1 pseudogene is annotated in these 220 nt (G+C 67.7%); it reads right to left on the minus strand.

Annotation, left to right across the window (positions count from 1 at the left end):
- A pseudogene (locus JHD63_RS25345) lies at positions 1-220 on the minus strand (ISAs1 family transposase); the annotation flags it as partial.

Here is a 220-nt window from a genome sequence, read left to right on the forward strand (position 1 = left end):
CAGGCTCCAGCCAGCGCGCTTGCGCTTGGCCTGCAGCCCGAGCTTCACCGAGGTGTCGCGCGTGAGCATCTGCAGGGCCATGCGCCGCAGCAAGGACTGGTTGTGCGGGCCCTGATCCTTGTAGGACTGCGCGGCATCCTCGCGCAGGGCCACGTCCAGGCTCCAGTGCAACTGGTTCTCCACGCTCCAGTGCGCGCGGATGCTGTGGGCCAGCACATCT

Source organism: Xylophilus sp. ASV27 (assembly GCF_016428875.1).
Lineage (GTDB): Bacteria > Pseudomonadota > Gammaproteobacteria > Burkholderiales > Burkholderiaceae_C > Xylophilus.